Source organism: Bradyrhizobium sp. CCBAU 53338, assembly GCF_015291665.1.
Taxonomy (GTDB): Bacteria; Pseudomonadota; Alphaproteobacteria; order Rhizobiales; family Xanthobacteraceae; genus Bradyrhizobium.
This window is the reverse complement of record NZ_CP030048.1, coordinates 3,654,569-3,675,080: the sequence shown is the minus strand read 5'-3', so window position 1 is coordinate 3,675,080 and position 20,512 is coordinate 3,654,569. Positions and strand designations below refer to the sequence as shown.

The following is a 20,512-nucleotide window of genomic DNA, read 5'->3' as shown; positions in this document are numbered from 1 at the left end:
GGTCACCTTCATGTCTTGCAGACGGACGACCGCGCGCGTGGCGTGCGCGATGGCTGTTATCGTCAGCCCATGGCTGACGCAGCATGCTCATGCCCAGACGCTGACGATGCGCGCCGCGCTCTCTCGCGCGCTGGCCGCGAGCCCGCGCCTGACGGCAGCGGAACGCGATGTCGGCATCGCGACGGGCCAGCGCATCCAGGCCGGCGCCCTCCTCAATCCGGAGCTGTCTTATGAGCAGGACAATTCGTTCGGCTCCGGAATCTATCGCGGCACGAAATCGGCCGAGACCACGCTCCAGATCAGCCAGGCCTTCGAACTGTTCGGCAAGCGCGAGGCGCGCATCGCGGCCGGTGCAGCCGGCATCGAGGTTGCGGCGATCCAGCGCAAAGCCATCAGGCTGGAGGTGCTTTCGGAGACTGCGATCGCCTTCCTCAGCGTGCTCGGCGCGCAGCGGCGCATCCAGATCCTCGACGAGCAAATTGGGGCGATCGACAAGCTGACGCCACTCTTGCGCCGCCGCGTCGAGGCCGGTGCCTCTTCGCCAGCCGAAACAGGCCGCGCCGAGGTCGCCTCCGCCTTGGTGAAAGCAGACCGCGAGCGATTCAAGGCGACGCTGGCGAGCGCCCGGCGCGAGCTTGCGGTGCTGATGGGCGGTCCCGCGGCAAAATTCGGTGAGGTCTCCGGCCGGCTCGATACCACGGGACGGCCGCCGACGTTCCAGTCGGTGGTCGCCGCGATCGACGCCAATCCGCAACTGGTGCGCTGGACCGCCGTCTATGCCCAGCGCAACGCCGAGCTGCTGATGGCGCGGCTCAAACCGTATCCTGACATCAGGATCGCGGCGGGCTGGCGCCATTTCAACGAGACCAATGACGACGCCGTGCGCCTCTCCGTCTCGGTGCCGATCCCGGTGTTCGACCAGAATCAGGGCAACATCCTCTCGGCGCAGGAGAGCCTCGCCAAGACCCGCGCCGAGCGCGAGGCCAACCGGAACACGCTGATCGTGATCGCCGGCCGCGCCTATGACTCGCTCCAGGGCTCGCTGCGCGAGCTCGCGGTGTTGCGCGAGAGCGCGATTCCCAAGGCCACGGAAGCTGCGGATGCGATCTCGCAGGGCTACGGCCAGGGCCGCTTCACCCTGCTCGAAGTGCTCGACGCCCAGGCAAGTGTGACGCAGGCGCGGTTACGCGAGCAGGAGGCTCTGCAAAACTTCCATGCCGGCGTCGCCACCATCGAGGGCCTCGTCGGCAATCCCTTTGCGCTGGCCCGGGAGAGCGCGCGATGAAAACATCCTCCACTATCATCATAGCCATCGTCGCCTCCGCGCTCGGCGCCTATGGCTATTCGATCCTGACGCCGGCCAAGGTTGCATCGACCGAACACACGGATGAAAAGAAGCCTGAGAAACCAAACGACCATGTCGAGCAGGACGAGCATGGCGCCGACCGCATCCGCATCTCCAACGTCAAGCTGGCGGCAGCCGGCGTGGTGCTGGCGGAGGCCGCGAGCGCCACGCTGACCGATACACTGTCCTTCAACGGCATCTTGCGCGCCAATCAGGAAGCGGTCGTTCAAGTCACCCCGCGCTTTCCGGGTGTGGCGAAATCGATCCAGAAGCGCATCGGCGACAAGGTCGGCAAGGACGATCTGCTCGCCAGCATCGAGAGCAACCAGAGCCTCACCGTCTACGAGCTGAAGGCCCCCTTCGCCGGCACCATCATCGAGCGGCAGATCTCGCTCGGCGAATACGCCTCCGAGCAGAAGCCGGCCTTCGTCGTCGCCGACCTCTCGACAATCTGGGTCGACCTGTCGATCTATCGGCAGGATCTCAAACGCGTCCGCCTCAACGACGAGGTGCTGATCGATCCCGACGATGGCCGCGGCGAGATCAAGGGCACCATCTCCTACATCGCTCCGATCGGCTCGAGCGAGACCCAGACCGCACTGGCCCGCGTGGTGCTGCCGAATCCCGACGGGCGCTTGCGTCCGGGCCTGTTCGTCACGGCGCGACTGATTCTCGCCGCCCGCAACGTCGCGGTCGCCGTGCGCCGCAGCGCGATCCAGACGCTGGAGAACAGAACCATCGTGTTCGTGCGCGAGGACAAGGACAAGATCGAGGCGCGTCCGGTCGAGATCGGAGACTCCGATCCGAAGTTCGCCGAGATCAAGGCCGGCCTCACCGCCGGCGAGCAGTACGTCGCCGAAAACAGTTTTGTGGTGAAGGCGGAGATGGGCAAGGGAGACGCCGATCATGATTGACGCGCTCCTCTCCTTCTCGGTCCGCCAGCGCTGGCTGGTGGTGCTGCTTGCGCTCGCAGCCGGCGCCTTCGGTGTCTGGAGTTTCACCCGCCTGCCGATCGACGCCGTGCCTGACGTCACCAACGTGCAGGTCCAGATCAACACGCGCGCACCCGGCCTGTCGCCGCTCGAGGCCGAACAGCGCATCACCTTCCCGATCGAGACCGCGATGGGCGGCCTCCCCCGACTCGATTACACCCGCTCGATCTCGCGCTATGGCCTCAGCCAGGTCACCGTCGTATTCCAGGACGGTACCGACATCTATTTCGCGCGCCAGCTCGTCAACGAGCGCATCCAGCAGGCCAAGGACCAATTGCCTGTTGGCACCGAGGTCGCGATGGGGCCGATCTCGACCGGGCTCGGCGAAATCTATGTCTATTCCGTCGAAGCCAAGGCGGGCGCGAAGTCGCCGTCGGGCGCCGAGTTCACGCCGACGGAGTTCCGTACCATCCAGGACTGGATCATCAAGCCGCAGCTGCGCACCATTCCCGGCGTCATCGAAGTCAACTCGATCGGTGGCTATGAGCGGCAATTCCACGTGCTGCCGATCCCCGGCCGGCTGATGGCCTACAAGCTCGGCTTCCGCGACATCATGACCGCGCTCGCCGCCAACAACGCCAATGTCGGCGCCGGCTATATCGAGCGCAACGGCGAGCAATATCTCGTCCGCGCCCCCGGCCAGGTCGCCAACATTGCCGACATTCGCGACATCGTGATCGGCTCGCGCGGCGGCGTACCGGTTCGCATTCGCGACGTCGCGGACGTCAGCGAGGGCCAGGACCTGCGCACCGGCGCAGCGACGGCAAACGGCAGCGAGACGGTGCTCGGCACCGCGATGCTGCTGATCGGCGAGAACAGCCGCACGGTTGCCCAGCGCGTCGCCGCGAGGCTGGGCGAGATCGCAAAATCGCTGCCCGACGGGATCATCGCGCGCGCGGTCTACGATCGCACCCATCTGGTGGAAGCGACCATCAGGACCGTCGAGAAGAATCTCGTCGAGGGCGCGGCGCTGGTGATCGCGGTGTTGTTCCTGATCCTCGGCAACATCCGCGCCGCGCTGATCACAGCCTGCGTCATCCCGCTCTCCATGCTGTTCACGATCACGGGCATGGTCGAGAGCAAGGTGAGCGCCAACCTGATGAGCTTAGGTGCCATCGATTTCGGCATCATCGTCGACGGCGCGGTCATCATCGTCGAGAACTGTTTGCGGCTGCTGGCCGCCGAGCAGCACCGGCGCGGCCGGCTGCTGACGCTGGACGAGCGGCTTCAGACCATTCGCGACGGCAGCAGCGAAGTCATCAAGCCGAGCCTGTTCGGCACGCTGATCATCGCCGTGGTCTACCTGCCGGTGCTCACCCTGACCGGGACCGAGGGCAAGATGTTCACGCCGATGGCGCTGACCGTGCTGATGGCGCTCACTGGCGCGGCGCTGCTGTCGGTCACCTTTGTCCCGGCCGCGGTCGCGATCTTCGTCACGGGCAAGGTCTCGGAGACGGAAAACATCTTCATGCGCGGCGCCAAGCGGGTCTATGTGCCGCTGCTAGACCTCGCTATCAGCTATCGCCGCAGCGTCGCGCTCGGCGCCGTCCTGATCGTCGCCGCCAGCCTGTTTGCCGCGACCCGCATGGGCGGCGAGTTCATCCCGAGCCTCGACGAAGGCGACATCACCATCGAGACGATCCGGATTCCCGGCACCAGCCTGACCCAGAGCGTCGACATGCAGCTTCGACTGGAGAAGGCGGTCAAACAGGTCCCGGAAGTCGCGACCATCTTCTCCAAGATCGGCACCGCCGAGATCGCCAACGATCCGATGCCGCCCAACGTCGCCGACACCTATGTCACGCTGAAGCCGCGCGACGAATGGCCCGATCCCGCCAAGCCGAAGAATGAGGTGATCGAGGAGATCGAAGGCGCCGCCAACACCCTGCCCGGCACCGCCTATGGCATGACCCAGCCGATCCAGATGCGCTTCAACGAGCTCATCGCGGGCATCCGTAGCGACGTCGGCATCAAGATCTTCGGCGACGATCTCGACGTGCTCGCCAATATCGCCCAGCAGGTCAACGGCGTCGTCCGCGGCGTTGAGGGCGCGGCCGACGTCAAGACCGAGCAGGTCGCGGGCCTGCCGATCCTGACCGTCAAGCTCGACCGCCAGGCGCTGTCGCGCTACGGCATCAGTCTCAACGAGGTGCAAAACCTCGTCGAGATCGCGATCGGCGGCAAGCCGGCTGGAAAGCTGTTCGAAGGCGACCGCCGCTTCGATATCGTGGTGCGGCTACCGGAGAGCCTCCGGGCGGACCCTGACGCGATCAAGTCGCTGCCGATCCCGTTGCCGCCGGGCGAGGATGCGGCGACCGTCACCAAGACCGCCTGGCCCGGTGCATCGGGCACGGCGTTGCGTTATGTGCCCCTGTCCTCCGTCGCCGCAATCGAGATCGCGCCCGGCCCGAACCAGATCAGCCGCGAGAACGGCAAGCGCCGCGTGGTTGTCATGGCCAACGTTCGCGGGCGCGATTTGCGCTCCTTCGTGACAGAGGCGCAGGATGCAGTGGCCGAGAAGGTCAAATTGCCGCCGGGCTACTGGATCGGCTGGGGCGGCCAGTTCGAGCAATTGGTCTCCGCCAGCAAGCGGCTGACCATCGTCGTCCCGGTGGCGCTCGCGCTCGTGTTCCTACTGCTGTTCATGAGCATGGGATCTGCGGCAGACGCAGCGCTGGTGTTCTCCGGCGTGCCGCTGGCGCTGACCGGCGGCGTCGCGGCGCTCTTGATGCGCGGCATTCCGCTGTCGATAAGTGCCGGGGTCGGCTTCATCGCACTTTCGGGTGTCGCCGTGCTCAACGGCCTCGTCATCATCGCTTTCATCGAACGTCTCCGCAACGAAGGCTGCCTCGTCGCGGAGGCCGTGCGCGAGGGTGCGCTGACGCGCCTGCGCCCGGTGCTGATGACGGCGCTGGTCGCTTCGCTCGGATTCGTGCCGATGGCGCTTGCGACCGGCGCCGGCGCCGAGGTGCAGCGGCCGCTCGCGACCGTCGTGATCGGTGGCATCATCTCCTCGACCGTGCTGACATTGCTGGTGCTGCCGGCGCTCTACGTGCTGTTCCGGCGTGACGGCGCGGGCGAAACGCCTAAGATGGCGCCTGATTTGGCTGAAGCCGGGGAGCGCTAGGTTTGGGCAATCACGACCATCACGGTCATCACCACCATGACCACGGGCATGATCATGGCCACGGCCATTCGCATGGTCACGGTCACGCGCATGTCCATGCGCCCGCCAATTTCGGCAAGGCGTTCGCGATCGGCATCGCGCTGAATACCGCGTTGGTCTTGGCCGAGGCGATCTATGGCTATCTCGGCAATTCCACAGCGTTGCTCGCCGACGCCGGCCATAATCTGTCCGACGTGCTCGGGCTGGTCGTGGCCTGGGGCGCCTCGATCGCGGCGCGGCGCGCGCCGACCGGCCGTTTCACCTACGGTTTTCGCGCCTCCACCATTCTGGCGGCGCTCGCGAATGCGGTGTTCCTTCTGGTCGCCACCGGTGCGATCGGCTGGGAGGCGATTTTGCGCCTGCGCGAGCCGGAGCCGATCGCGGGCGTGACCGTGATGGTGGTCGCGGGCATCGGCATCCTCATCAACGGCTTTACCGCGATGCTGTTCGCGAGCGGCCGCAAGGACGACATCAACATCGAAGGCGCCTATCTGCATATGGCAGCGGATGCCGCAGTCTCGCTCGGCGTCGTCGTCTCGGCAGCGCTGATCATCTGGACCGGCTGGCTCTGGCTCGATCCCGTCACCAGCCTCGTGATTTGCGTCACCATCCTCTGGAGCACCACCAGCCTGCTGCGCGGCTCCATCGACATGTCGATGGCGGCCGCGCCCAAAGGCACCGACCTCGCCGCGATCAAGGGGTTCCTGCTGGCGCGGCCGGGCGTCTCGGCGATCCACGACCTCCACGTCTGGCCGATCTCGACCACCGAGACCGCACTGACGTGTCATCTGGTGATGCCATCAGGCACCGTCGATGCGTTCCTGATGGAGACCGCGCAGCTGCTGAAGAGCACTTTCCGCATCGGCCACACCACGCTCCAGGTCGAGACGCATCCGGACAACGGCTGCGCGCTGGCACCGGATGATGTGGTGTAGAGGGCCGGCGCTGGATCATCCACGTCATTGCAAGGAGCACTCGCGACGAATCAATCCAGACTGTTTCCGTGGTGACAGACTGGATGGCTTCGCTGCGCTCGCAATGACGATCGAGAGAGCCGCGAGCGCCCTATCCAGCCTTCGCCGTCACGATCCAGATCGCGCCTTGCAGCGCCACGCTCTGTCCCTTCAGGAACGGCGCCAGCGTCTCGCGGATCGAGGCTTTTGCGGCCGCGACCGTCTCCGGCGGATGGCCCTGCAGCGCGCGGCTGGCCGGGCCGATCTGGAGCGAGCCGTCGACGGCCGCATCGAGACCACCGCCGATGGCGATGTCCATCGGAAGGTTATGCGGCTCCATCGCGACATCCACGAAGCCGGCGCCCTTGAGGATTCGTGTCACGCGTTCCTCGGACGCAAACGCGAACGGACCGGGTTCTTCCGGTCCGACCGGCGGCATTTTGGGTACGTGTTTGTACACCGCCATCAGCGGCGCCATCATCCACGGATTTTCCTTCGGCTCGCGCCAGCAGACGAAAGCGAGCCGTCCCGTCGGCTTCAGCGCACGGCGAAGATTGGTGAAGGAGGCGATCGGGTCGGCAAAGAACATCACACCGAAGCGCGATGCGAGCAGATCAAAGCTCGCCGGCGCGAACGGATACACCGTCGCATCCGCCAGCGCGAAATCGAGCGGCAGCCCTTTCGGCGCGAATGCGCGCGCCTGCGACAGCATCGGCTCGGACACATCGAGGCCGAGTGCAAAACCGTCGGGCGCCACAGCCTTCGCGAACGCAAAGGTCGTCGCCCCCGAGCCGCAACCGACGTCGAGAACGCGCTCGCCCGGCCTCAGCCGGGCGCGATCGATCAGCACGTCGGCGATAGGTCCGAGCAGGCTCTCCTGCGCGCTGTGGCGATCGGCCCAGCGCTGCCCGCTCGGGCCGTTCCAGTAGGCGATCTGGTCGGCGTTCCGCTCATGTCCGCTTGGCTGTTGCATCGGGCATCCTATTCTTCAAATCGCTGGGGCGGCCCCTCGCCGCAATCGCGTGGCGTCACGCGCATCGGCAAGCCGTGCTCTGGTCGTAGCGTAATTTTTTGCAGGGGCCAAACTTTGGCATCCGGCGCGAGTTCGAGGTCGAAGCGCTGCGTGAGCGCGGCAAGCGCGATCGTCGCCTCCTGCAACGCAAAGGAGGCACCGATGCAGATGCGCGGCCCGATGCCGAAGGGCAGGTAGGCAAAGCGCCCGATCGTGCCGCGGCGTCCCGGCATGAAGCGCGACGGATCGAACGCGTCGGGCTGCTCCCACAGCAGGCGGTGGCGGTGCAGCACGTAGGGCGCGATGACGATCAACCCGCGCGGCTTGACCGCGACACCGCCGAGCGTGTCGGCGTCCTTTGCCATCCGGCTCAACGCCGCGATCGGCGGATAGAGCCGCAGCGCCTCCTCGACCGCCGCCCGTGTCACCACCAGCCGGTCGGCAAGGCCTTCCAAGGGCCCCGCGAGCTCACGCGCGGCCTCCTCCCGCACGCGCGCGCGCCAGTCGGGCGACTGCGACAGCAGGAAGATCGACCAGCTCAGCGCATTCGCCGTCGTCTCGTGGCCGGCCGACAGAAAGGTGAGAATGTTGGAGCGCACCTCGGCAAGCGACATCGATTGCCCGGTCGAAGGATCGAGCGCGCGCAGCAGCAGCGTCAGGAGATCGGCCGGCGCTTCATCGGCCGGCAAGGCCGCAAGCCGGCCGCGGCGGGTGTCGATGATGCGGTCGATGATGCCTTCGAAATAGTGCATGGTCCGCCGCAGGCGGCCGCCTCCGGGACGCGGCACGGATTGAGGAACACCGAGAAGATCGAGCACGCCGATCCGTCCTATCACCGCGAAATAGGCATTCATCGCATCGCGGAATTCGTCGTAGTCGCCGGCAATGCCGTCGGAGAAAATGGTGAGCGCGAGCACGTTGAGCGTCAGCAGTGCCATCTCGGCGGCGACGTCGATCATGGCTCCCCGTCCCAGGCTCCCCCATCGTTTTGTCACGCCGTCGACTGCGGTGAGCATCGCTTGCGTGAACGACATCACCGTGCGTCGCGCAAACAGCGGCGCGAGCACGCGCCGCTGCGCCTCCCAGCGCGCGTCCTCGACGCTCAAAAGCCCGTCGGAGAGGCCGTTTGCCAGGATGCGACGCTGGATCGGGTCCTTGCGATAGTTGTCGGCGTTGTCGACCAGAACGTGTCTGATGGCGTTTGGATCGTGCACCAGAAAGGCGTCGGCAAAGGGAAGCCTCACCTTGGCGATCGGCTCGCGAAAGAACGCCGCGCTCCAGCATTCCAGGGGATTGCGCTTCAGCGTGGCGAGCAGACGAAACAATCGCAGCGGCTCCTCCGGCGCACGTGGCGCCGGTGGGCAATAAGTCCGCGCAATATCACCATCGATACGCAGCATCGAACGGATGACAAACCCAGGAACAAACCCGAATAAAGCCGGAGTGTCACCCGAGTTCCCGGTGGCGTCCAGCCTGACCACGAAAATCCAGGCCTGATCGCGGAAGAACAGCGTTTCGCTGGAGACCGCCCGGCCGAGAGGGACGGGCTTCGGCTGCTGCCACCCCCTTGCTCCTGCCCCTGTTGGGACGCTAAAGAGGCGCCGTGGGGCGGTTAGCTCAGCTGGTTAGAGCATCTCGTTTACACCGAGAGGGTCCGCGGTTCGAATCCGTGACCGCCCACCAGCCTTCGCCTGCTTCGCAGGCTCCTGCTCGGCAAGCCCTCAATCCCCCGGCCTGCCCGGCAGCAGCGGCACGGCGTCGATCCACACCGCAGCCGACTGGCACCAGATCTGCCTGACCGGGCGCAATTTGTCGCGCTGGCGGATCGAGCCCCAGCGGATGCCCCAATCGTCGGCCTGGTCCCCCTCCCCGCTGGTGAACAGAGGGGAACCGCAATCGGCGCAAAAATGCTGGAAACGCATCCGACCGTTGTCGCCGCGCTTACCGTAGACCTTGGGCGTGCCGCCGGTGAGCTTGACGTCATCAGCCGCGCAGATCGCGGTCACCCTGAACGGCGAGCCCGTCAGGGTCTGGCAGTCCCGGCAATGACAGACCGAGACGGCCTCGGGGTCGATCTCGGCCTCGAAGGTGATCTTGCCGCAATGGCACTGCCCATCGACCTGCATCGCCCGCGTCCCCTTCCCGAAAAACAAAAACGGCGCCCGAAGGCGCCGTTTTATCATCTTTTCGGATCGTGATCTCAGTGAGCGGTCAGACCGCCGGCGGCTTCGTCCCCGTCGGGCTTCACGGTCACCTTGGTGTCTTCTTCCCAGACGATCGGCACGGGCTTCTTCACCAGCGCCTTGGCGATGACGTCGTCCAGACGGGAGACCGGAATGATCTCCATGCCGCCCTTGATCGCATCGGAAATCTCCGTGAGATCCTTGGCGTTGTCCTCGGGGATCAGCACCGTCTTGATGCCGCCGCGCGCGGCAGCCAGGAGCTTCTCCTTGAGACCGCCGATCGGCAGCACGCGGCCGCGCAGCGTGATCTCGCCGGTCATCGCGACATCGTGGCGGACCGGGATGCCGGTCATGACCGAGATGATCGCGGTGGCCATCGCCACGCCCGCCGACGGACCGTCCTTCGGCGTCGCGCCCTCAGGCACGTGCACGTGGATGTCGCGGCGGTCGAACAGCGGCGGCTCGATGCCGTAGGTGATCGCACGGGAGCGAACGTAGGACGCCGCCGCCGAGATCGATTCCTTCATGACGTCACGCAGATTGCCGGTGACCGTCATCTTGCCCTTGCCGGGCATCATGACGCCTTCGATGGTCAGCAACTCGCCGCCGACATCGGTCCAGGCAAGGCCGGTGACGATGCCGACCTGCGGCTCGCTCTCGATTTCGCCGAAGCGGTACTTCGGCACGCCGAGCAGCTCTTCCAGAGTCTTCTCGGTGACCTTGACCGACTTCTTCTTGGAGATCATCAGCTCCTTCACCGCCTTACGGGCGAGTGTGGAGAGCTCACGCTCCAGGTTACGCACGCCCGCTTCGCGGGTGTAGCGGCGGATCAGAAGCAGCAGCGCTTCGTCGTCGATCGAGAACTCCCTGGAGTCCAGGCCATGCTTGGACACCGCGTTCGGGATCAGGTGCTTACGCGCGATCTCGACCTTCTCGTTCTCAGTGTAACCGGCGATCCGGATGATCTCCATGCGGTCCATCAGGGGCCCGGGAATATTGAGCGTATTCGCGGTCGTGATGAACATGACGTTCGACAGGTCGTAGTCGACCTCCAGATAGTGGTCGGCAAACGTCCCGTTCTGCTCGGGGTCGAGCACCTCGAGCAGGGCCGAGGACGGATCGCCGCGGAAATCGGCGCCCATCTTGTCGATCTCGTCCAGCAGGAACAGCGGATTGGACGACTTCGCCTTCCGCATCGACTGAATGATCTTGCCGGGCATCGAGCCGATATAGGTGCGGCGATGACCGCGGATCTCGGCCTCGTCGCGCACGCCGCCGAGCGACACGCGCACGAACTCGCGCCCCGTAGCCTTCGCGATCGACTTGCCGAGCGAGGTCTTGCCGACGCCGGGAGGACCCACGAGGCACAAGATCGGACCCGTCAGTTTGTTGGCGCGCGACTGCACCGCGAGATACTCGACGATACGTTCCTTGACCTTCTCGAGACCGTAGTGATCGGAGTCCAGAATGGCCTGCGCCGATTCCAGATCCTTCTTCACCTTGGACTTCTTGTTCCAAGGAATCGACAGCAGCCAATCCAGATAGTTGCGCACGACGGTCGCTTCCGCGGACATCGGCGACATCTGGCGCAGCTTCTTCAATTCATGCTGCGCCTTCTCGCGCGCTTCCTTGGAGAGCTTGGTCTTGGAGATCTTCTCTTCGAGATCGGCGAGCTCGTCGCGACCATCGTCGTCGCCGAGTTCCTTCTGGATCGCCTTCATCTGCTCGTTGAGATAATATTCGCGCTGGGTCTTCTCCATCTGGCGCTTGACGCGCGAGCGGATGCGCTTCTCGACCTGCAGCACCGAGATCTCGCTCTCCATCAGGCCCAGCACCTTCTCCAGGCGCGTGGTGACGGACAGCGTCTCCAGGATGCCCTGGCGATCGGCGATCTTGACGGCGAGATGCGAGGCAACGGTGTCGGCGAGCTTGGCGAAATCGGTGATCGCCTGCACGACACCGACGACCTCGGCCGAGATCTTCTTGTTGAGCTTCACATAGCTCTCGAAGTCGGACACGACCGAGCGCGCCAGCGCCTCGGCCTCGACCGACTTCGCATCGGTATCGGCGAGCGCAATTGCGGTGGCTTCGTAGTAATCGGCGCGATCGGTGTATTTCTGCACGCGCGCGCGCTCGAGCCCTTCGACCAGCACCTTCACGGTGCCATCGGGGAGCTTCAAGAGCTGCAGCACGCTGGCGAGCGTACCGGTTTCGTAAATGGCATCGGGCGCCGGATCATCGTCGGACGCATTCTTCTGCGTCGCGAGCATGATCAGCGCATCGTTCTTCATCACCTCTTCGAGCGCGCGGATCGACTTCTCGCGACCGACGAAGAGCGGAACGATCATGTGCGGGAAGACGACGATATCGCGCAGCGGCAACACGGGATAAGCGTGCGTCTCGCCATGGACGATGGTTGGCCGGGGTTTTGGATTAGTCATGGCCTTTTCCTTTTGCTTTGCCCCCTCGCACGCAGCCCGCATCTGGTGCGCAACCGCCACAAGGTGCCGAGGTGATCCACAAAACCGGTCTACCCTTTGAAGGTTGGACCGGGCTTGCCGGATCGGAACTGAGGCGAATCTTGAACGGAATTCTCGCTCGCCGCCGACATTAGGTGGCTATCGACCCGGGGGGTGTCAAGTCATTGAAAAACACGCGCCATCAGGCGCTTACGCACTTGGGCAAGCGACGCAACATCGGCTGCGGAGGACATGTCCGCAGCCGCTACGATGAATGACGACAGGAAGCGTTCCAGCGCCGAGAAATCAGGCGCTGGCGTTCTCGACGGCGCGATCGGTCCGATCGGCGTAGATGTAGAGCGGACGCGCCGTGCCTTCCACAACTTCGCGGGAAATCACGACTTCTTCCACACCTTCCAGGCCCGGCAGGTCGAACATGGTCTCGAGCAGGATCGCTTCGAGGATCGAACGCAGACCACGTGCGCCGGTCTTGCGCTCGATCGCCTTGCGGGCAACCGCGCCAAGCGCCTCGTCGGCGAAGGTCAGCTCGATGTTCTCCATCTCGAACAGCCGCTGGTACTGTTTCACCAGCGCGTTCTTCGGCTCGGTGAGGATCTTCTTCAGCGAGGTCTCGTCCAGGTCCTCGAGCGTCGCCACGACGGGCAGACGGCCGACGAATTCGGGGATGAGGCCATACTTCAGCAAGTCCTCAGGCTCGACGTGACGGAAGATCTCGCCGGTCCGGCGATCTTCCGGCGCCATCACCTGGGCCGCGAAACCGATCGAGGTCGACCGGCCGCGCGCCGAGATGATCTTCTCGAGGCCGGCGAACGCACCGCCGCAGATGAACAGGATGTTGGTGGTATCCACTTGCAGGAATTCTTGCTGCGGGTGCTTGCGGCCACCCTGCGGCGGGACCGAAGCCACCGTGCCTTCCATGATCTTCAACAGCGCCTGCTGCACGCCCTCACCCGACACGTCGCGCGTGATCGAGGGGTTGTCGGACTTGCGGCTGATCTTGTCGATTTCGTCGATGTAGACGATGCCGCGCTGGGCGCGCTCGACGTTGTAGTCGGCGGCCTGGAGCAGCTTCAGGATGATGTTCTCGACGTCCTCACCGACATAGCCGGCCTCGGTCAGCGTGGTCGCGTCCGCCATCGTGAACGGCACGTCCAGAATGCGGGCGAGCGTCTGCGCGAGCAACGTCTTGCCCGAACCGGTCGGACCGATCAGCAGGATGTTCGACTTCGCAAGCTCGACGTCGTTGTGCTTGGTCTGGTGGTTGAGGCGCTTGTAGTGGTTGTGCACCGCGACCGACAGGACCTTCTTCGCATGGCTCTGGCCGATGACATAGTCGTCCAGGACCTTGCAGATTTCCTTCGGCGTCGGAATGCCGTCGCGCGACTTGACCAGCGAGGACTTGTTCTCCTCGCGGATGATGTCCATGCAGAGCTCGACGCACTCGTCGCAAATGAAGACCGTGGGACCCGCGATCAGTTTGCGGACTTCGTGCTGGCTCTTGCCGCAGAACGAGCAATATAGCGTGTTCTTGGAGTCGCTCGTGCCGACCTTACTCATTCATGTCTCCGTCCGCGGTTCGATCCCGTCCGCTCGATCGTCCCATCCCGAAACGTTGGCGGGTAAGGGATTCAAATAGAGCAAATTCCGTACCAAAAAAGACCCTACGCGCTACATCCCGTGCGAATCACGGTCACTCGATTCTCCAGCGATCATAGCCGATCATTCGTAGCCAACCATGCTGTCACCCGACTATCAAGAATTCGCTAATCGGGGGGTCGCTGGCTACCCGTGACAATACCGTGATTTCCGATCTTGGCACGGACGAAGTGACCGAAATCACCCCGGCGTTGCTGGATTACCACGAAAAACAAGCACGAAAGCGGAACTTTCTGCCTGTCGCAGGGCGCAAAAACGGCTTTTGCGCCCTCGCGAAAGCGTCCTTAACATGAACGCTGAGCTGACGATCCCCGCCAATCCCAGGGATCAAAGTTGCAGTTCCGGTAATGCTACGGGGCCTTCGCGGGCGCAGCCTCCTCGGCACGCTTGTCGATGACCTTGTCGACCAGGCCGAACTCCTTGGCGTCGTTGGCGGTCAGGAACTTGTCGCGTTCCAGAGCGTCCTCGATCGTCTTGTAGGTCTGGCCGGTGTGCTTCACGTAGATCTCGTTGAGCCGCTTCTTCAAGTTCAGGATTTCCTGCGCGTGCAGCATGATATCGGTGGCCTGGCCCTGGAAGCCGCCGGAGGGTTGATGCACCATGATGCGCGCGTTCGGCAGCGAGAAGCGCATGTCCTTCTCGCCGGCGCAGAGCAGCAGCGAACCCATTGAAGCCGCCTGGCCCGTGCACAGCGTCGAGACCGGCGGACGAATGAACTGCATGGTGTCGTAGATCGCAAGGCCCGACGTCACCACGCCGCCCGGCGAGTTGATGTACATCGAGATTTCCTTCTTCGGATTTTCCGCCTCAAGGAACAACAATTGCGCGACGATCAGCGTCGACATGCCGTCCTCGACCGGTCCGGTCACGAAGATGATGCGCTCTTTCAGCAGACGCGAGAAAATGTCGTAGGCGCGCTCGCCACGATTGGTCTGCTCGACCACCATGGGCACGAGGTTCATGTAGGTTTCAACCGGATCGCGCATGAGTCACCTAGGTTTTTTAGAGGCGGACATCGCCAGTCTTGGCTGCCAGCTGGGCTGGATCTGCCGGAAGGCCGATGGACGTCCCGTGATGCAGGAAGTTGGTAGAGGTAGAACGCGTAGGTACCGACAGATATAGCCCAATTCGCGCCAGACAAGTGCGGAGCGAATTAAGGCTTAATCCACTCGAACCGAGTGGCACTTGAAGCTGATTCTCGAAAAAAGGCCCAGCCGGCCATCTGGCTAGCTGGGCCCGTTCGCTGATCATCCTTAATGGAAGGCTTTCTCAAGAGAGCTGCTCAAAGCCTTCAGGCGGCAGTCTTTTCTTCCTCGTCCTTGTACAACTCCTCGCGCGAGACCTTCTTCTCGGTCACGTTGGCGAGTTCGAGGATGAAGTCCACGACCTTGTCCTCATAGATCGGTGCACGAAGCTGGGCCAAGGCCTGGGCGTTGTTGCGATAGAAGTCCCAGACTTCCTTCTCGCGGCCGGGCATCTGGCGCGCGCGCTCGATCACGGCGCGGCCGACCTCGTCGTCGGTCACGGTGATCTTGTTCTTCTCGCCGATCTCGGAGAGCACGAGGCCGAGACGCACGCGGCGGTCGGCGATCTTGCGGTATTCTTCCTTGGCCTTGTCCTCGGTGGTGTCCTCATCGGCAAAGGTCTTGCCGGCGGAGTCCATCTCGGCCTTGACCGAGTTCCACATCAGATTGAACTCCTCGTCGACCAGCGAGGGCGGCGCCTCGAAGCGATGCGCCTCGTCGAGACGATCGAGCAGCGAGCGCTTGACGCGCTGGCGCGTTGCACCGGCGTACTCGGCCGTGAGCCGCTCACGCGCGGCTTCCTTGAGCTTGTCGAGCGATTCGAGGCCAAGCGTCTTGGCGAACTCGTCGTCGATGGTGAGATCCTGCGGTGCCTCGATCAGCGTCGCTGTCGTCTCGAATTCGGCCGGCTGGCCGGCGAGCTTTTCGCTCATGTAGTTCTTGGGGAACGACACCTTCAGTGTGCGCGTCTCGTTCGCGCCGATGTCGATGAGCTGCTCCTCGAAGCCCGGGATGAACGTGTTGGAGCCGATCACGACCTGGATGCCCTCACCCGTGCCGCCCTCGAAGGCTTCGCCGTTGATGGTGCCCTTGAAGTTGACGGTGACGCGGTCGCCGGAAGCAGCCTTGGCGCCCTCACCCTTGGCGGCATAGCCGCGGTTGGTGTCGGCGATGCGCTTGATCGCCTCGTCAACGTCCGAATCGGAGACGTCGGCGACGGGCTTCTCGACCTGGAAGGTCTTGAAGTCGGCGAGCGCGATCGCGGGCACCACTTCGATCGCAACCGTGTAGGTCAGGTCGGACTTGCCCGAGAGCAGCTCTTCGACCTCGGCCTTCTCGGTCGGCATCGTGATCTTCGGCTCGGTTGCGAGCTTGAAGCCGCGCTCGGTGAAAAGCTGGGTGTTGGTGTCGCGGATGGTCTGGTCGATCGTCTCGGCCATCACCGAGCGGCCGTAGACCTTCTTGAGGTGACCGACCGGCACCTTGCCTGGACGGAAGCCGTTGAGGCGCACCTTGTCCTTGAGGTCGACGAGCTTTGCGCCAGCCTTGGCGTCGAGATCAGACGCGGGAACGTTGATCTTGAACTCGTGCTTCAAACCTTCCGAGAGGGTTTCTGTGACCTGCATGGCGTCCAATCTTCTTCTCGTTCGGTCCCGGCACGCTACCCGCGTCGGGACGCTGTCATTAATCGATCCGGCGCGAGGCAAAACACCTCGACGCCGGTGGGTTCATCGAGCCCGGCCCCAGACGGAAAAACATCCGCGCGAAGCAAGGCCCCTCAGTAATCCGTGCAAACGCGAGTAGCGCTTGGTGCGGGCGGAGGGACTCGAACCCCCACAACTTTCGTCACTGGAACCTAAATCCAGCGCGTCTACCAGTTCCGCCACGCCCGCGTGAATTGCATCAAGACCGGCCGCGATGCCGCGGGCGGCCGGGCTTATAGCATGTGCCCGACCGTTCGCAGCAAAAAAATGGCCTGATGGAGGCAGGCTTCAAGTAGGCATGACGGCTGGACTTATCCAGCGCCGCGTGGTCCGGATCGAGCCATGAAACCGCGGATTTTTGACCTGAATAGGCGCGAGGTTTTGGCCGGTCTCGGGGGCGCAGCCACCGGGCTGCTGGGCGGGGGTGCAACGCCCGTGGCGACCACTCAGCTCGCCCTCCAGGCCCGCCCGGCGACCCTCGCTCTGAGACCGGATCAAACCCATTCACCGATCTGGGAGCTGGCAGCCGCAAGCCACCTCGGCAACGTCCATCTCAGGCGCGGCGTCCGCTGCGAGGTGGCCTTCCGGAATGCCTTGCCTGTGCCACTTGCGCCAGTCTGGTACGGCCTCAACGGTGCCGGTGTATCCGACCCTCTGCGGGGACGCGCGCCCGCCGCCCCCGACGCGACCGAAATCTCAATTATTTCAATACCCAACGCCGGAACCCTGGTGGCCGACTTTCGCCTCTTTGAAGACCGCCTGAAGGAGCCCGCGCGTCCACTCCCCGTGATCGCGGACGAGACCAGCCGCATCGCCGTCGATCATGACGAGGTCCTGCTCATCGAGGAGTGGCGCGTCCGGCCGGATGGCACCGCGCTTCCGCCTGGCCGGGACCCCACGGACGCGACCCCGCTCTACACGCTGAACGGACGAACTTCATTCGAGCTCTCAGCGTCCGCCGGCGAGCGGCTGCGGCTGCGCTTCATCAACGGCTCGCAACGGACTGTTCTGGCAATCAAATTAGGAGGTCATGATGTCCAGGTGATGGCCCTGGACGGACAGCCGGCCGAGCCGTTCCCGGCCCGCAACGGAGCTCTGGTGCTCGCCCCCGGCGCCCGGGCCGACGTCTTCGTGGACGCTGCCGCATCGGCCGCGCTCATGCTGCACGACGGCAAGGAGGCTCGCTCGATCGGACGGCTCGTTGTTTCCGGCAAGCCGGAGGGGCGCACGGCGCGCCCGTCGCCGGAGCCTCTCCCGTCGAACGACCTTCCTGAAAAGCTCGACCTGAAAGGCGCCCTGCGGTTCGATGTCGCGCTCGGTACGATCGAGGCCGGCTGGACCCGGACGGCCAATTTCTCCACCGCCTCGGACCCCGCCTTCCGTGCCAGGACCGGCCGGACCGTCGTGCTGACGCTGAAGAACCCTGCCCCAATCGCCACCGTTTTCCACCTCCACGGCCACCATTTCCGCCTGCTCGACCGGCTCGACGACGGCTGGAAGCCTTACTGGCTCGACACGCTCGCGATCGAGCCCGGCCAGACCGAGCGCATCGCCTTCGCCGCGACCTCACCGGGCCGATGGCTGATCGAGTCCGTCGTGACGGACTGGGCGGCGCCGCGGCTGGTGCGTTGGTATGCTGTGGAGTGAGGATGCGTCGGATGGGCAGAGCGAAGCGAGACCCATCCTAGCGATCCGAGCAACAACTCAGTACTCGATCCCAAGCGCGCCATAGATCCGGCGGTGCACGGCCGGCAGCGTCTCGGTGAGATCCTCGGCGATCAGGCCCGGCCCCGCTTCGCTGGCCGCTTCACCGTGCATCCAGACGCCGATGCTGGCGGCTTCGAAGGCCGGCACGCCCTGCGCCAGAAGGCCTGCAACAATACCGGCGAGCACGTCGCCGGCGCCGGCGGTCGCAAGCCAGGGCGGCGCGTTAGCGGCGATGGTGGCGCGGCCGTCGGGCGCGGCGACGGTGGTGTCAGGGCCCTTCAGCAGCACGACGGCGCCGGAGCGTTCGGCGGCGGCGCGCACGCGCTCGAGCTTCGAGCGGCCCGGATTCTTGTTGCTGAGGTCGGAGAAGAGCCGCGGAAACTCACCCTCGTGCGGTGTCAGCACGACCTGAGCCTCGGGCGACGACTTGATCGATTCAAACAGCCGCTCGGGATTGGCGGCGAAGCTCGTCAGCGCATCCGCGTCGAGCACGACGTGGCGTCGTGCCGAGATCGTGGTGTGAACCATATCTCCGGTGCGCTCACCGACGCCGGCACCGGGGCCGATCATGCAGGTGTTGTATCTGACGTCGCCGAGCAACTCGCCGAACTCGACCGCAGTGTCGACGGGGCGAACCATCACGGCCGTCAGCGCACTGGCATTGATCGCGAGCGCGTCGCGCGGGGTCGCAAGCGTTACAAGGCCTGCACCGGCACGCAAGCTCGCACGGGCAGCGAGCCGCGCAGCGCCGGTCGCGGCCGCATCGCCGGAGACGGCCAGCACGTGACCGCGAGCGTATTTATGGCCGTCGATGCGCGGCACCGGAAAGGCGGCGCCCCAGAAATCCGGATCGTTCTCGAAAGTCTGCGGCGCGATCTCGTCCAGCACCTGCGCGTCGATGCCGATATCGACGACGCGCACGCGGCCGCAATGCATGCGGCCGGGCAGCAGGAGATGCGCGGGCTTCTTGCGGAAGAAGGTGACGGTCTCGGTGGCATTCACCGCGACGGCCAGCACGGCAGCGCTGGTACCGTTGACGCCGCTCGGCAGATCTACGGCGAGCACCGGCGCGCCATTGGCGTTGATTGCCTCGATCATCGCGCGCGCCTCACCTTCGACGGAGCGGCTGAGGCCCGCGCCGAACAGCGCATCGATGATCAGCGCCGGCTTTCCAATCGCCTGCGGATTGAACGGCAGCACCGGATGCTTCCAGCCGCGCGCAGCCGAGGCCGCATCGCCCTGGAGCTGGTCGCGTTCGCACATCAGGATGACCGAGACCTCGCGCCCTTGCGCGGCCAACTCGGCGGCTGCGACAAAACCGTCGCCGCCATTGTTGCCGGGGCCGGCGACAATCAGGATCGGCCCCTCCTCCACCAGCGCGCCCGCGGCTTCCGCGACCGCCTGGCCGGCGCTCAGCATCAGCTTGAAGCCGGGCGTGCCAGCCGTGATGCTGAGTTGATCAGCCCGCTGCATCTCGGCGGTGGTCAGTACTTCCATGCCACTTCCCTGGTCCAAACGCCTTTTCAACAGGCAGATTCCGCGCCGATTTAGCCTCCGGAACTACTGTTTGCACAGATATTGAACCGTTTGCCTATTTCGTAGTCTTCGGTATTTTGAGCCGACCGGCTCAACCTATCAGAGATGCTCGTTAAAAGGCTGATAACGCTCCAATATCCAGGGCATTTGCAACTTGGCATAGACCCTGCTTTCGAGGAAGCCGCTTCGGTTCGTCGTGCTCACTGGCATTATCTGGGTGTGGCCGGCCGCTGTTGCCGGGTTGGTCAGGTCCCGGCATGACGAGGACAAAATCGTGCGTGAGACAAGCGCATCCTGACGAAGACGTTGCTAATTGATCGAAAGGCCGGGAGGCGCGCAGTGAAGAAAATCGAAGCCATCATCAAGCCGTTCAAGCTCGACGAGGTGAAGGAAGCGCTTCAGGAAGTCGGCCTTCAAGGTATCACGGTGACCGAGGCCAAGGGTTTTGGTCGTCAGAAAGGTCACGCCGAGCTTTACCGCGGCGCAGAATACATCGTCGATTTCCTGCCGAAGGTGAAGATCGAGATCGTGATCGGCGACGACCTGGTCGAGCGCGCGATCGACGCGATCCGCCGCGCTGCGCAAACAGGGCGCATCGGCGACGGCAAGATTTTCGTCTCCAACATCGAAGAGGCGATCCGCATCCGAACCGGCGAATCCGGGCTGGACGCTATCTGAGCCGGGTGCTATCCCGAATTTTGCGACACTCTGAAAGAAAAAAGGCTGCTTCGGCGGCCTGATTTCGTTTGTGCGG

At 64.3% G+C, this 20,512-nt stretch carries 14 protein-coding genes and 2 tRNA genes; 7 read left to right on the top strand and 9 right to left on the bottom strand.

What is annotated here, in order from left to right:
• Window positions 1-10: 10 nt before the first annotated feature.
• Genes ihpA through XH90_RS17210 form a run of 4 tightly spaced genes read left to right on the top strand, consistent with a single transcriptional unit; the run spans window position 11 to window position 6,438 of the window.
• Window positions 11-1,285: a divalent metal ion exporter subunit IhpA gene (gene ihpA / locus XH90_RS17225; RefSeq protein WP_194475572.1), complete on the top strand. Its 1,275-nt coding sequence runs from the start codon at window positions 11-13 to the stop codon at window positions 1,283-1,285.
• On the top strand, window positions 1,282-2,259 hold the full coding sequence (gene ihpB / locus XH90_RS17220) for a divalent metal ion exporter adaptor subunit IhpB (RefSeq protein ID WP_194475571.1): 978 nt from the start codon (window positions 1,282-1,284) through the stop codon (window positions 2,257-2,259). The genes ihpA and ihpB overlap by 4 nt, the downstream gene beginning before the upstream one ends.
• Window positions 2,252-5,464 (top strand): efflux RND transporter permease subunit, encoded by a 3,213-nt coding sequence (locus XH90_RS17215; protein ID WP_194475570.1) that lies wholly within the window; start codon window positions 2,252-2,254, stop codon window positions 5,462-5,464. Before ihpB ends, XH90_RS17215 begins: the two co-directional genes overlap by 8 nt.
• A 2-nt stretch (window positions 5,465-5,466) precedes the next feature.
• The gene (locus XH90_RS17210) at window positions 5,467-6,438 is read left to right on the top strand and encodes a cation diffusion facilitator family transporter (RefSeq protein ID WP_194475569.1); all 972 of its coding nucleotides are present in this window, start codon (window positions 5,467-5,469) and stop codon (window positions 6,436-6,438) included.
• Window positions 6,439-6,568: 130 nt separating this feature from the next.
• Here XH90_RS17210 and XH90_RS17205 read toward each other — a convergent pair whose 3' ends face one another.
• On the bottom strand, window positions 6,569-7,429 hold the full coding sequence (locus XH90_RS17205; RefSeq protein ID WP_194475568.1) for a class I SAM-dependent methyltransferase: 861 nt from the start codon (window positions 7,427-7,429) through the stop codon (window positions 6,569-6,571).
• A gap of 8 nt (window positions 7,430-7,437) precedes the next feature.
• Window positions 7,438-8,793 carry a cytochrome P450 gene (locus XH90_RS17200; protein ID WP_246755514.1) on the bottom strand — a complete coding sequence of 452 codons (1,356 nt, stop codon included), beginning with the start codon at window positions 8,791-8,793 and terminating at the stop codon, window positions 7,438-7,440.
• A 281-nt stretch (window positions 8,794-9,074) separates the two neighbouring features.
• On the opposite strand from XH90_RS17200, the gene XH90_RS17195 reads away from it, so the two are divergent.
• Window positions 9,075-9,151, top strand: a tRNA-Val gene (locus XH90_RS17195).
• A 38-nt stretch (window positions 9,152-9,189) separates the two neighbouring features.
• Here the strand turns inward: XH90_RS17195 and XH90_RS17190 are convergent.
• From XH90_RS17190 to XH90_RS17165, 6 genes are all read right to left on the bottom strand, one after another.
• On the bottom strand, window positions 9,190-9,594 hold the full coding sequence (locus XH90_RS17190; RefSeq protein WP_194475566.1) for a GFA family protein: 405 nt from the start codon (window positions 9,592-9,594) through the stop codon (window positions 9,190-9,192).
• A 74-nt stretch (window positions 9,595-9,668) separates the two neighbouring features.
• Window positions 9,669-12,092 (bottom strand): endopeptidase La, encoded by a 2,424-nt coding sequence (gene lon / locus XH90_RS17185; RefSeq protein WP_194475565.1) that lies wholly within the window; start codon window positions 12,090-12,092, stop codon window positions 9,669-9,671.
• A 324-nt stretch (window positions 12,093-12,416) separates the two neighbouring features.
• Window positions 12,417-13,688, bottom strand: coding sequence for an ATP-dependent Clp protease ATP-binding subunit ClpX (clpX, locus tag XH90_RS17180; protein WP_018642420.1), 1,272 nt, complete (start codon window positions 13,686-13,688; stop codon window positions 12,417-12,419).
• Window positions 13,689-14,137: 449 nt separating this feature from the next.
• Window positions 14,138-14,773, bottom strand: coding sequence for an ATP-dependent Clp protease proteolytic subunit (locus XH90_RS17175; RefSeq protein ID WP_194475564.1), 636 nt, complete (start codon window positions 14,771-14,773; stop codon window positions 14,138-14,140).
• A gap of 305 nt (window positions 14,774-15,078) precedes the next feature.
• Window positions 15,079-16,437 carry a trigger factor gene (gene tig, locus XH90_RS17170; protein ID WP_194475563.1) on the bottom strand — a complete coding sequence of 453 codons (1,359 nt, stop codon included), beginning with the start codon at window positions 16,435-16,437 and terminating at the stop codon, window positions 15,079-15,081.
• A gap of 182 nt (window positions 16,438-16,619) precedes the next feature.
• Window positions 16,620-16,704: transfer RNA gene (locus tag XH90_RS17165), tRNA-Leu, on the bottom strand.
• 153 nt (window positions 16,705-16,857) lie between these two features.
• Between XH90_RS17165 and XH90_RS17160 the strand changes: the two genes are divergently transcribed.
• The gene (locus XH90_RS17160; protein WP_194475562.1) at window positions 16,858-18,162 is read left to right on the top strand and encodes a multicopper oxidase family protein; all 1,305 of its coding nucleotides are present in this window, start codon (window positions 16,858-16,860) and stop codon (window positions 18,160-18,162) included.
• A 57-nt stretch (window positions 18,163-18,219) separates the two neighbouring features.
• Here XH90_RS17160 and XH90_RS17155 read toward each other — a convergent pair whose 3' ends face one another.
• Window positions 18,220-19,719 carry an NAD(P)H-hydrate dehydratase gene (locus XH90_RS17155; protein WP_194475561.1) on the bottom strand — a complete coding sequence of 500 codons (1,500 nt, stop codon included), beginning with the start codon at window positions 19,717-19,719 and terminating at the stop codon, window positions 18,220-18,222.
• Window positions 19,720-20,097: 378 nt separating this feature from the next.
• Here XH90_RS17155 and XH90_RS17150 point away from each other — a divergent pair, with 378 nt between their 5' ends.
• On the top strand, window positions 20,098-20,436 hold the full coding sequence (locus XH90_RS17150) for a P-II family nitrogen regulator (RefSeq protein ID WP_007603495.1): 339 nt from the start codon (window positions 20,098-20,100) through the stop codon (window positions 20,434-20,436).
• The last annotated feature ends 76 nt before the right edge of the window (window positions 20,437-20,512 follow it).

What these genes read in the sequence shown, in the direction of transcription:
- ihpA (WP_194475572.1), top strand. Translation starts at nt 11, where the DNA reads ATGTCTTGCAGACGGACGACCGCGCGCGTGGCGTGCGCGATGGCTGTT.
- ihpB (WP_194475571.1), top strand. Translation starts at nt 1,282, where the DNA reads ATGAAAACATCCTCCACTATCATCATAGCCATCGTCGCCTCCGCGCTC.
- XH90_RS17215 (WP_194475570.1), top strand. Translation starts at nt 2,252, where the DNA reads ATGATTGACGCGCTCCTCTCCTTCTCGGTCCGCCAGCGCTGGCTGGTG.
- XH90_RS17205 (WP_194475568.1), bottom strand. Translation starts at nt 7,429, where the DNA reads ATGCAACAGCCAAGCGGACATGAGCGGAACGCCGACCAGATCGCCTAC.
- XH90_RS17190 (WP_194475566.1), bottom strand. Translation starts at nt 9,594, where the DNA reads ATGCAGGTCGATGGGCAGTGCCATTGCGGCAAGATCACCTTCGAGGCC.
- lon (WP_194475565.1), bottom strand. Translation starts at nt 12,092, where the DNA reads ATGACTAATCCAAAACCCCGGCCAACCATCGTCCATGGCGAGACGCAC.
- clpX (WP_018642420.1), bottom strand. Translation starts at nt 13,688, where the DNA reads ATGAGTAAGGTCGGCACGAGCGACTCCAAGAACACGCTATATTGCTCG.
- XH90_RS17175 (WP_194475564.1), bottom strand. Translation starts at nt 14,773, where the DNA reads ATGCGCGATCCGGTTGAAACCTACATGAACCTCGTGCCCATGGTGGTC.
- tig (WP_194475563.1), bottom strand. Translation starts at nt 16,437, where the DNA reads ATGCAGGTCACAGAAACCCTCTCGGAAGGTTTGAAGCACGAGTTCAAG.
- XH90_RS17160 (WP_194475562.1), top strand. Translation starts at nt 16,858, where the DNA reads ATGAAACCGCGGATTTTTGACCTGAATAGGCGCGAGGTTTTGGCCGGT.
- XH90_RS17155 (WP_194475561.1), bottom strand. Translation starts at nt 19,719, where the DNA reads ATGGAAGTACTGACCACCGCCGAGATGCAGCGGGCTGATCAACTCAGC.